General features: G+C 59.2%; 6 protein-coding genes and 6 pseudogenes. 1 reads left to right on the top strand and 11 read right to left on the bottom strand.

What is annotated here, in order from left to right; all coding sequences use genetic code 11:
• Positions 1–102: 102 nt before the first annotated feature.
• The 11 genes and pseudogenes from ACSSVY_RS22040 to ACSSVY_RS21990 form a co-directional block, all read right to left on the bottom strand.
• Positions 103–1,515: an IS4 family transposase gene (locus tag ACSSVY_RS22040; RefSeq protein WP_454272120.1), complete on the bottom strand. Its 1,413-nt coding sequence runs from the start codon at positions 1,513–1,515 to the stop codon at positions 103–105.
• Between the two features lie 152 nt (positions 1,516–1,667).
• A pseudogene (locus ACSSVY_RS22035) lies at positions 1,668–2,003 on the bottom strand (DDE-type integrase/transposase/recombinase); the annotation flags it as partial.
• Between the two features lie 123 nt (positions 2,004–2,126).
• Positions 2,127–3,799: pseudogene (gene tnpC, locus ACSSVY_RS22030) on the bottom strand (IS66 family transposase).
• Positions 3,800–3,970: 171 nt separating this feature from the next.
• Positions 3,971–4,183: an IS66 family insertion sequence element accessory protein TnpB gene (tnpB, locus tag ACSSVY_RS22025; protein WP_454272121.1), complete on the bottom strand. Its 213-nt coding sequence runs from the start codon at positions 4,181–4,183 to the stop codon at positions 3,971–3,973.
• A 29-nt stretch (positions 4,184–4,212) separates the two neighbouring features.
• Positions 4,213–4,641, bottom strand: coding sequence for an IS66-like element accessory protein TnpA (tnpA, locus tag ACSSVY_RS22020; RefSeq protein WP_454272118.1), 429 nt, complete (start codon positions 4,639–4,641; stop codon positions 4,213–4,215).
• A 352-nt stretch (positions 4,642–4,993) separates the two neighbouring features.
• Positions 4,994–6,122 (bottom strand): annotated as a pseudogene (locus tag ACSSVY_RS22015) (IS110 family transposase).
• A 100-nt stretch (positions 6,123–6,222) separates the two neighbouring features.
• Positions 6,223–6,889, bottom strand: a pseudogene (locus ACSSVY_RS22010) (IS5 family transposase); the annotation flags it as partial.
• Between the two features lie 120 nt (positions 6,890–7,009).
• Positions 7,010–7,270, bottom strand: coding sequence for a hypothetical protein (locus ACSSVY_RS22005; RefSeq protein ID WP_454272116.1), 261 nt, complete (start codon positions 7,268–7,270; stop codon positions 7,010–7,012).
• 458 nt (positions 7,271–7,728) lie between these two features.
• Positions 7,729–8,217: pseudogene (locus ACSSVY_RS22000) on the bottom strand (transposase); the annotation flags it as partial.
• A gap of 317 nt (positions 8,218–8,534) precedes the next feature.
• A complete protein-coding gene (locus ACSSVY_RS21995; protein WP_454272114.1) occupies positions 8,535–9,488 on the bottom strand; it encodes an IS110 family transposase in 954 nt (317 codons plus the stop codon).
• A gap of 91 nt (positions 9,489–9,579) precedes the next feature.
• Positions 9,580–9,894: pseudogene (locus ACSSVY_RS21990) on the bottom strand (IS3 family transposase); the annotation flags it as partial.
• A 29-nt stretch (positions 9,895–9,923) separates the two neighbouring features.
• Between ACSSVY_RS21990 and ACSSVY_RS21985 the strand changes: the two are divergent.
• A complete protein-coding gene (locus ACSSVY_RS21985; protein ID WP_454272112.1) occupies positions 9,924–11,042 on the top strand; it encodes an IS110 family transposase in 1,119 nt (372 codons plus the stop codon).
• The last annotated feature ends 343 nt before the right edge of the window (positions 11,043–11,385 follow it).

Raw genomic sequence — 11,385 nt, 5'->3', positions numbered from 1 at the left:
CGATATGCCGGTCTCGCGCCTGCACGAGTTGCTGCCGTGGGAATGGAACGCAGCAGCGCACCAGGTCAAGGCTGCCTAACCACGGTCCTCGGCGGCTTGCAGTTACCCACAAATATCGGTCGGGGGCCTTGCGAGACGTACACCTTCAACGAGGTCGGCGAGGCGTGAGAAGCCGCGCCATATGACCGTCGTCCCTGGCGGTGCGTCGGAAGCGCGGTCGAGATAGCCTCCGAGTCGTGCGACCGCCCTGACGTAGAATTCCAGGTCGCGAAGTGCGTGCTGCTTCCGTTCCGGTGCAGCTTGGTCGAGCAGATTGCGCTCGTCCGCCGTGAAGATAGCTGCGGGGTCGGCTGCCGGTGTCTTGCGGCTGAGCATTGCCAGCCATGTCACCCGCCACGTCACCACACAGCAGAGCGCGATGCAGTTGGCCAGGCGATTGGCCGTGGCCAAGCGTAGTTCCTCAATCCGGCAGCCGGTCTTCAGCGTCCGGAAGAAGGTCTCGATTTTCCAGCGCAGGGCGTACCATTCGAGCTTATTCACGGCCTCCGCGTGGCTCCCGACGGGCAGGTTAGTGATCAACTTCCAAAACAGGGGCGCCCTGTCCTCCGGCGGGTCGAGCTCCTCGGCATGAATGATCTGTAGTTCCTGGTGCCGGTATTTCCGCTGCTTTCCGATTGGCGGACGGACCGTCATCGTGGCATGCCGGACCGATAGGACCGCGCAATGCTTCTTGCCCTGCGCATCCCTGAACCGCACCTCGTGGGTGCCGCTCGCCTGCACCTCCGCCATGACCTTGGCGATGGTCGTCCCGCCATCTTCTGCCAGGCGGTCGACGCAGCTCCGGACCAAGAAGCCAGTCCCGAGTTCCTCTGCAAGGCAGTACAGCTCGTAGATGTCGCTCTCCCGGTCTCCGACATGCACGCAACGCTCCGGCGCACCCGCCAACTCGGTCGACAGGCGCAGATTGTCGAGCCAGCGCATGCTCTCCTTTTGCTCAATGGGCACACGGGTCGGATTGATCCTTCGCTTGAGCGCGGCGGTGCCCTTGAAGGCGGCGCGGGACCAGAACTTTGCTGCTGTCAACCCGAGCGGCAGACCGTCCGGGGTGATCGCCAGGCTGGCATGCATCTGGAACCCGCAGACCACATGTTTCTTACGCCGACCGTCCTTCAGCTTCTGCCCGGTCGAGACATGGGTGAACCCAATCTTTTCCGGAGACGCGCGCTTAAAGTTGAATTCTGTCGTGTCCTGCAGGATAAGAATTGGACCGCTGGTTGCCTGGATGCGCAGGGCAGAAGCCGCAAAATGTCCCTCAAGGATTCTATGTTCGCTGACATTTCCGTTAGAAAAGAAACGATAGGCCGCCTTGGTGTTCGACCAGTCCTGAAACGCCGTCGGCAGTGATTTGCCCGGTCGCTCCCCGAGGGCCTCGAGTATCGCGCCGAGCCTGCGGTTCAATCGCTCATCCCCTAAGTCGCAACCGGCGGTTTCTGTTTTCACCCAGCTCTGTCCCATGCCTGCACCTCCTACTCGGTGCCACATGACGAATCATGATCGGTTCCTTCCGAACAAGGCCAAGACTGACAGGTGAATCAATTCGCCGCACCACTTGTGGGTAACTGCAAGCCTCGGCGGATGCTTACGAAGCAGGCTTACGCTAAACGTAATTATGCTGCGAGCTGGGGGAACTGCTGGAATGCGGTGATGCCACTGGCGTTGAATTGCCTTTTGCGGATCATGTGTGCGACCTCGACTCCGGCAAGGGTTGCGGACACGGAATGAAAGGCCTTGAAGCCGAGCATCCGCCCCGTGATGCGATTGATGAACCGATGATTCTGCTCAAGGATATTGTTCAGGTATTTGACCTGTAGGATCTTGATAGTCTGACCCGTTCTGGTGAATTTGAGGATCACATTCACGGCTTCCAGCCCCGCCTGGTTGGCGCCGCTTTGGTCGATAACGATGCGGTCGGAGACACCGTTGTTGCCAATAGCACGCCTGAAGAGGGTATGCGTCGGTTCCGGCCCATTGAGTTTTCACTTGCGGTCGTGGACGACCGTGCGTCTGGGTGACATATTCGCCTTCGTGAGCGCTCAGATGAGCTCACTGGGGACTCCCGGATGAGCTCATTGTGAGGGCTGGGGCGCGGCGGCGTAGGCCCATGGCATCAACGCATCGATGTCGTTGTCGAGATGGCCGTTGGCGAGCTTGGTGAAGAGATCACGCAGGTAGGCATAGGGTTCGACGCCGTTCATCTTGCAGGATCCGATCAGGCTGGCGAAGCGCGCCTAGGAACGGCCGCCCTCATCGTGGCCGGCAAAAAGCGCGTTGCGGCGGTTCATGGCCGGGCTGCGGATGGCGTTCTCGACCAAGTTGGAATCCATGTCGACACGGCCGTCGTCAAGAAAGAGCCGGAAGCCGTCCTGGCGCCGGAGCATGTAGGCAAGTGCGGCGCCGAGGTCGGATTTGCGCGAGATGCGTGCGGCCTGTGCGGCCAGCCAGGCGAAGAACTGCTCCACCAAAGGGCGGGACAATTCCTGGCGGACGGCCTGGCGCTGATCAGGCGCGGAGCCACGGATGCTGTCCTCGACCTTGTAGAACGCAGCGATGCGCACCAGCGCCTCGTCGACGATGGGCGAGCCCTTCTTCGGCTTGGCCTTGATCAGCTTGCGCCGTCCATGTGCCCAGCAGAAAGCCAACCGCAAGGGATCGCCGCCCGTGCGCTCTGGCGTGGCGAGGTGGGTATAGGCGCCATAGGCATCGACCTGAATCGTGCCGTTGAAGCCGGTGAGGATCTCATCGGCATATTCGCCCTTTCGGCCGGGCGATAGTGGAACGCCACACTTGGGGGCGCGGTGCCGCCCCAGCCGCGGTCGTCGCGCAAGACCGCCTACCGATAGCCGGTCTTGGTTTTTCCGCGCCCGGGGTCCAGCACCGGTGCGGTCGTCTCGTCAACATTGAGCCGGGTGCTGCCCTGTTTCAGCAGCACCGCCATGCGGTCCACCAGCGGCGCGATCAAGGCTCCTGTCCGTCCCATCCAGTCGGCCAGCACGGACCGGTCGATCGGCACGCCGTGCCGGGCCATGACCACCGCCTGGCGGTTCAGCGGCATGTCCTCGGAATGCTTGGACACCGCGATCTGGGCCAGCAGCGCCTCAGTGGGCCAGCGGCCCTCCAACAGATGCGCGGGTGCCTTGGCCTGCACCACGCCCGCACGCCCCTTGGGGCAGGCGTATTTAGGGCGGATCGTGACAGTCACCTGATAGCGCGCCGGGATGTAATCCAGCCGATCGACCCGATCCTCGCCGATCCGCACCATGTCGCCACAACCGCATGGGCAAACGATGCTCTTGGGTTCGATGACGCGCTCGACGCGCCGCAGGTGTTCCGGCAAGGCGCGCGCCTTGCGCTTCTTGCGCGGCGCCTTCTTTTCGGGATGAGTCTCGCTGGCCGCAATCTTCGCCTCGATCGCGGTAATCTGTTCCTGGGTCTCGGCGATGGCCGCTTCCAGATCCTCCAGCGCCAGTTCGAACTGCGCGGGGTCCAGCTTTTCCGATTTCGGCCCGAACTTCGCATGCCGGTATTGTCCGACCTGACCTTCCAGCTTCTCGACCAGTGCCGTCAATTCGGTGATGAAGGCGTCTTTCTCAACCCCCACAGCCTGTTCATGCAGGCGGGTCGCACGCTCGACCGCGGCTTCAAACCGTGCCGCTTCCAGCGCCGCAGACTGTGCGGCAAAGGCCTTCATCACCTCGGGCGGAAGGTCTGGAAACTGGCTGAGATCGAACGGCTGCGACATCCGGATTCATAGCCGATCTGGACAGAAAAGGCCAATAAAACATCGTCAAAACAGCTGAGTAAATCATCCCGCCGCAATGGGTGGAGCGACCCGTTGCGCAACGATGCTGCGCCAATCCAGCCCCTCGAACAAAGCCTCAAACTGGGCGCGCGACAGCCGCATTGTCCCATCCTAAACCTTCGGCCAGGCAAAGCTGCCCTGTTCCAGAACCTTGTAGACCATCACGAGACCTGTTCCATCCCAAACCAAAATCTTCAACCTGTCGCCGCGTTTCGAACGGAACACGATCGTTACCCCGGAATGCGGATCGAGCTTCAGCTCGGTCTGCACGATCCGCGCGAGCGCCTGAGGGCCGCAGCGGAAGTCTACCGGCCGCGTCGCAATAAGGATCGGCTGGCGCTGTCACGCGACGATCATGCCGGTCCTCGCAGCGCACGCGCCACCGCTGCTGCCCGTTCTGCCGGAACATCGCCCGGCACCCGCAGCACGAAGTCGCCACCGATCTCGATGGTAATGACACCTGCAGCCCGATCGGCATCCGCTGACGGACCGGTATTTTCTGGCTCGACCGAAGCCGGCACAAAAGCCGGAAGGTTATCCTTCGACATCCATGACATGGCGTCGGCGGGCAGGACCAGAAGACCCTCGCGGGCCTGACACCGCCAATCCGAAAGCTGATGCGCTGCCAGATCATGCTTACGTGCCACTTCCGCTACCCGCGCGCCCGGCTGAAAGCTCTCGGCCACGAGGCGGGCTTTCACATCACCCGGCCAACGCCGATATCCACGCGTCCGCTGCACAACTTCGATGCGGCTGTCAAATCCGTCCCCGCCATCCGCCATCGTAGTCTCCTTCTGAATGCTCAGAACGAAACTCGCCGCTAAGGCAGCATCGTGAAACCGTTGAAATCAATGGGACGGGGACGCCGCTCTGATGTCTTTTTTCAAGGATTTTTTCACGCGAATGGGAACGCCAAGGCGTTTTCCGCCATTTGGACGCCCAAGGGTGGGCACGAGGTCTGTAGACGTCGGTGAACAAGCTCTGATACGCGGGTTGGATACCGCATGACCGATTTTGCGTCTCGGGGCTATTCCTATCTTACAGCGAGCATCAACATACGTTGGCTTCAAAGCGAGTGCCGGATATTCCCTTGCCGTTGACCTCGCGCCCGCCATTTGGCGCATGTGAATGCGGTCATCTCGCTGGCATAGTTCGGCGGGCAATATCCCACATAAAGGCCGCCATCTCACGCGCAATGGCGGTAGTCACAACCGTTGATTTCTTCCCGCTCTGAATGAGCTGGCTATATCTTGTTGTCACGCGTGACTGCGCTTTCCAAGCGATGTCCTGCACCTCCGCTGGTTGCTCTAGAAGAATGTATAGTTTCTTTGCGCCTGGTCGTGCCTGCAGCCGATACATCCAGGCACCCTCGATCAGTTTGTGGCGAACCCGTGAATTCCCTGCGCGGGTGATGCCACCACGCTTCGTCGTTTTCCCCGGTTGAGTATTCGCTTGGCACAAGTCCCAGATAGGCCATGAGCTTTGCCGGCGACTCGAAGCGGCGCACGTCTCCGATCTCTGCCATGAAGGTGACGGCGCTGATCAATGCAACACCCCGCATGGCCGGCAACGCATTCACCGCTGGGGCGAGGTCCCATTCTGGCACCAACGCCTCGATATGCCCGGTCAATCGATCGACCCGTTCCGTCGCATATCGCTCCGCTTGCAGCATCTCGTGAAGGGAGATCTGATGTGTGGGATGATTAAAATTCTGGCTTTGTAGCCATCTACGATACCGCATCGTCCAGGATTTGGTCCGATGATAGACCCGCCCGTGACGCAGCATAAACGCTGAAACGAGCTGGCGTTTGTGTCGTTGGTCCTCTGCCGCACTTTCCCGAGCCCGGACAAGATCGCGCATTGCCTCATGGGTTTCATCAGGAACCCAGATCGGCGTCAGTTCCCCGGCGAGCAATAGCCGGGCAAGTCGAATGGCATCCAGCCGGTCTGTCTTTACCCGCTCACCGGCACGCACTGGAATCAAGGAAGGCGCGACCACGCAGCATTCGAAGCCGAAAGCACGCACCTGCCGATAAAGGCCATATCCGGTTGGCCCTGCTTGATAGCATACTGAGACAGGTGACCCTCGCGCCGAAAGTTTCTTGAGCAGCCGGTCGACGCTGGCAGGAGCGTTCTAAAATGTGCCGAAGCTGAGAACCTCGTCATGCACCCCACCACTGGCCATTGCAACCGCAAGTTTATCCTGCGAAACATCGATCCCAACATCGATCCCAACATCGATCGTTAGTTGTTCGTTCGTCATGCCTTCCTCCATCGCAGATCGACGGCACTTGCCGCCATTCCATCAGAATACAGGCTGATCCGTCATGCGCGCGCCGCTGGAAAAAGACATGCGGTCTTACGTAGTTTCTGGCGAGTTTTTCGTATCGGGTTGCGATGCGCCGCCAATCCTTCAGCCGACAGAAAGCACGCTCGATCAGGTTTTGGGCGCGGTAGGTGTCGGTATAGTTTTGGATGGGCCGTTGGCGCGATCTGGCACGAGGGGATGACGGCCTCGGTTTTGGTTGCTGCGAGACGGTCGCGCAGGCTGTTCGCGTCATAGCCCTTGTCGGCCAGAAGGCGGGCCGGTGCGGGGCATTTGTCCAGAAGTGAGGGGGCGTCTGAGATGTCGGCGTGGCTCCCGGGGCTAAGGCTGAAGGCCACCGTCCGCCCGCAATCATCTGTCAGGGCATGGATCTTGGTGGTCGGCCCGCCACGCGAGCGCCGGATGGCTTGAACTTTCGCTCCCCTTTTCCACCATGGGCGGAGCGATGGGCGCGCTCGGCGGAGCCGTCGATGCTCAGGTCATCGGGCAGTTCGGCCCGCGCCACAAGGTCAGCGAAGATGCTCCTCCAGAGGCGCGATGGCTCCACCGGTTGAACGGGTTGTAGATCGTGGTTGAGGGCCTTAGGTGGACGGGCAATCCTCCCAGCGACACCCTATCCGCAGCCCATGGATTATACAGCTGATAACCCGGCGGTCATCCACCCGCCGCGCGCCCGGCTGGTTCTTGGACAAAAGCGGTTCTATCGCCGTCCAAGCCCGGTCCGAAAGCCAAAATCCTGCCTACATTGCTCACCTGATTTGCACAACAGGGTCAAGTGAAACACCTGATACACAATAGATCAATAGGTTGATTGAGTTTTGAGCCTAGTGGAAAAATACGAAATGATCCAGATCCGCAAGTTTGGTAAATTGGTTGTTGAGCGTGTCCAGATTCGGATGCTTGCTACTCTGGTCTTCTTCACGTACCGAATAAATGGTTCCTTTTTCACGTACCGATCGAAAGGTTAAAGCCCGGGCTTCTTCCTCCCTCTGCGGCACTGGGATTGATTTCAATGTGTTCAGAAGGCGCCGGATCGAACGCAGTTCATCGCCAGCCTGCCGAAGTTTGGTTTCTAAGTCATCCATTGTCTTCCCAGAAAATTAAACTCCCTAGCCTGCTTCCTATGCCGGGGGTGCTAAGTCCAGACACTTTACAAGATTGCGGCGTCATCGGCATGAAACTTCTTATTGTTGCGCCTTATCGTGTGTGGTGTCACCAAGGTCCGCCCTATATAAAATGACAGCGCGCAGAAAGCGTTGCGGCTAGGCTAAAGCATTTTGCTTTTAATCTAAGGCATATTCGGCGGCCTTTATGAAGTTCCAGCATTCCTGTGGCTCGACGAGGTCGCAGATGTCGCCAAGAGCTTCAAACAGGGTGTCGAAAGTTCGGGCTCCGATCCGGCGCAAGTAGGCTTTGAGCTTTGAGAAGGCCATCTCGATTGATTGTGTGGATGGCTCCTGCTTCAAATGGCGCCGTGATGCGCCATAATGGGATGGTATTGTCCGCGCTGGCTCGGTTGATCTGAACAGCTTACGGGCGTTTTCTAAGTGGTTTTCCGCCTCAGTTTTGCCGCTGCCGCTGCGGATATCGGCTGGTTGAAGCTGACCTGATCGGGGGTTCTGCCGTCAAGCGATGAATGTGGGCGGCGGCTGTTGTAGAAGCTGAGATACCGGCCGATCCCGGCCCGGGCCTCGGATACGCTGGCATAGGCGCGCAGGTCAACCTCCTCGTATTTGATAGTGCGCCACAGCCGATCGACGAAGACATTGTCGCGCCATGCGCCTTTGCCATCCATGCTGATCTTGATCTGGTGGGCGGCCAGCACCTTGATGAACTCGGTCGAGGTGAACTGGCTACCCTAATCCGTGTTGAATATCTCGGGCGTGCCATGACGTGCCAGCGCCTCCTCCACCGCTTCTTTGCCAGAGTCGGCCTCCTGCGTGATCGACACCCGCCACGCCAGGACGCGGCGTGTGAACCAGTCCAGCACGGCGGCAAGATAGATGAGCCTGCGCACCATCGGGATGTAGGTTCTATAATTGATCATCTGCGCTCGTTGATATTGTCGCGTGTATCGGCCACCTGCAAGGTTCTTTTCGAAGTCATCCCATTTGGCGCTTCATCTCGGCATCCAAGGCGTCGACTTCCCGAACGTGATATTCGCGATGCGTAGGGCTCGCATGTAGATCGCTCGGGTTGTGTCGAATGCCTGCCGCTGTGGTCGGTACGGCAACTTTTTGCGGGCGCGTGTATCGCGGCTCGCGTGTACTTTATTCAGGCCTCCTGTGCTTCAAATTCGGTGCCATCTTTCCAGATCGCATGCAAGATGGATCACGGATAGCTTTCGGGTCAAGGCACAACGGCCTTCTTGTGGCTTGTGCGCTCTTTCAGAGCCGTTGCCCAATCTATGAAGGGCTGATCCGGACCGGATTTCACCCGACAAAACAGGCTATTGGCTGCCTCGTATAGAACCGTGCGCAACATGCGGTCGCCATGCTTTGATATCCGGCCACCAAAATCGATGTCGCCAGATTGGTAGCGTCTCGATGTCAGGCCGGTGTAGGCTCCGACGAATCTGGAGCGTTTGAAGCGGTCCGGCGTGTCGATCGTCGCCACAAACGTGACGGCACTGACGGCTCCGACGCCCGGTATTGTCATCTGCCTGCGGCAGGTTTCATCATTGCGCGAATGACGGGTCATCTCTTTGGTCAGAACTGCGGCCTGACGAAGCGCTTCTGTCCGCAACTTCAACAACGGTTCGATGACTCCAGCCAGAACGGCACGCCCTTCCAGAACTTTCCGGACCCGCTGCTCATAGGTTTGCAATTGCTTCGGCAATCTGATCCCAAAACTGGCCAGTAACCCGCGTATCGTGTTTTCCGTGTTCATGCGCATTTTGATGGCGACCTCGCGGGCGCGCAAGAGCGCGCGACGTTCCTGGGCAAGGCGGCTCTTGACCTCGATTCTCTTATAAAATCCCGTCCGGGCCAACTCCGACAGCATGGCAGCGTCATTCTCGTCGGTTTTGTTGTGCATCTGGCTCAGAACCGCATGAGCCTGACGTGCATCGATACAAACCATTGGAAAGCCCCTCTGGCTGAGTTCATCATACAACCAGTTCGCCATCCGGCCCGTCTCGAGGACGACACATACGATATGCTCCATCTCCACACTCAACGCGCGTGAGAGGACGTGCGGGTCGGTAGGCTTCTTGAACGACGTCACGATGTCACCGCGATCATCCCGCAGGTAAACCGCCGTTTCATCCTTCGATACATTAAGGCCAACAAAATAACGTTTCATCGCAGCTCTCCTTTTTCAGATGCGGCAACTATGCACTGCCCGAGAGCGCGGATGATCAATTACTCAGAGTGATGTCCATCGCCCAGACCTAGTTGGGGCAGGTGATCGCCAACCCCTTGAGCAGGTAGGGATAGAGCTTGTGCGCCGGCGCCGGGTTCGAGGTGTTCGGCTTGCAATAAAGCGCCTTGATGCCCATGCGCTTCATCAGCGTGGCAACGTGCAGTCGCCCGACCTTGAACCCTTCCTGAACCAGCAGACCCCGCAGCATGCGGCTGCCGGCAAAGGGTAAGTCCATGTGCAGCTTGTCGATCCGGTGCATCAGCTTCAGATCGGCAGCCGACACCGGGCGCGGCTTGTAATAGACGCTGCCCCGGCCGATCCCCAGCATGATTGCTTGGCAGCTGACACTCAGCTTGGCAGTGGGATTGATCATTAATGGGATGGTCCGCCCCGCACCCAAGCGTCAGTATTGCGGCATCGCAAAGCAGAAGGAGAGAAAGGATGCGAACCAAACCAATCCCTGGGACTGCCGCCTTCGGCATTGATATCGGCAAGAAGGTGTTCCACGTTGTGGCCCTGAACGCTGCCGGCGCCGTTATCCAGCGTGCCAAGTTCTCGCGTGACACGCTGATGGCGTTCTTCGAAGTTGCACCGAAGGTGCTGATCGGCATGGAGGCCTGTCCGGGCTCACAATGGCTGGCGCGCCGGCTGCCTGCGATGGGCCATGACGCCCGGATCATTCCAGCACGCTTCGTGAAGCCCTATGTCAAATCCAACAAAACAGATACCGTCGATGCTGCGGCCATTGCCGAAGCGGTGACGCGACCGACCATGCGCTTCGTGGAAGTTCGAACGCCCGAACAGGTCGATCTTCAGGCACTTCACCGCATCCGCGACCGGCTTGTTGGGCAAAGAACTGCTCTGATGAACCAAGCGCGCGCATTCTGCATTGAATACGGATTGGCCATGCGAGTTGGAGCTGGCGGCTTCCATGCCGATATCCGGAGGCATCTGGCGAACGAGGAGAATGACCTGACATCGACCATGCGGGTGCTGCTCGCCGAGTTGCTGGATGACCTCGCCTACATCGAAGGCCGCATTAAGGCCGTGAATGGAAAGGTAGAAGCCTATGCCCGCGAGAACGATACCGTCAGCCGCCTCGTCACAATTCCGGGCATCGGGGCGCTTAGCGCAACCGCGCTTGTCGCCGAAGCGGGCGACGGACGACAGTTCCGCAAGGCGCGTGATCTGGCCGCGTGGCTGGGGCTGGTGCCTGCAGAGCACTCGACCGGGGGCAAACAGACACTTCTGGGCATCAGCAAACGCGGCAATCGCTATGTGCGGCGCCTGATCATCCATGGCGCGCGGTCATGCTTCTTGCACTTGAATCGGGCGAACCATGCCCTCAGAAGCTGGCTCTCTGCCCTTGAAGCACGAACGCACCGGAACAAGGCCGTGGTTGCCTTGGCAAACAAGCTGACGCGCATCGTCTGGGCCGTGCTGACCAAACCAGGTAGCGTTTATCTGCGGACGAAAGGGGCAGCCTTGAGCTGACCTCTTAACCGCAGAACCAATTGCAGGGGACGTGATGACCAAACGGTTGATCGACCACGGGTAAGCCACGCGCAAAAAAACGGGACACCGTCCCGTGCCACTAATCTGGAACCCGAGGTGCGGATTTCATCAAGGCCTTGTCGCCAAAAGCGGCTGACTGATCAGAGGCCGGATACATTTACGCAAGCCGGTGCGTCACCCACGAAAACCTTGCAATAGCGGGGCGGACCATACATTTTTTGCGCTCGGCAACAGACCCGCCTTGTCGAGCGCGCCAGGCAAAAAGTCGGACAAAAAATCATCCTCCAGCGTCAGCTCTCCGAACTTTGCGTGCAGGGTCTTC

The sequence above is a fragment of the Roseovarius sp. MBR-51 genome (assembly GCF_053628575.1).
This window is presented reverse-complemented; position numbering and strand designations above follow the sequence as displayed.

Bases quoted from the DNA above. Each gene is read 5' to 3' on its own strand.
- tnpA (WP_454272118.1), bottom strand. From the start codon at position 4,641: ATGGCGGATGGCGGGGACGGATTTGACAGCCGCATCGAAGTTGTGCAG.
- ACSSVY_RS22005 (WP_454272116.1), bottom strand. From the start codon at position 7,270: ATGGATGACTTAGAAACCAAACTTCGGCAGGCTGGCGATGAACTGCGT.
- ACSSVY_RS22040 (WP_454272120.1), bottom strand. From the start codon at position 1,515: ATGGGACAGAGCTGGGTGAAAACAGAAACCGCCGGTTGCGACTTAGGG.
- ACSSVY_RS21985 (WP_454272112.1), top strand. From the start codon at position 9,924: ATGGGATGGTCCGCCCCGCACCCAAGCGTCAGTATTGCGGCATCGCAA.
- ACSSVY_RS21995 (WP_454272114.1), bottom strand. From the start codon at position 9,488: ATGAAACGTTATTTTGTTGGCCTTAATGTATCGAAGGATGAAACGGCG.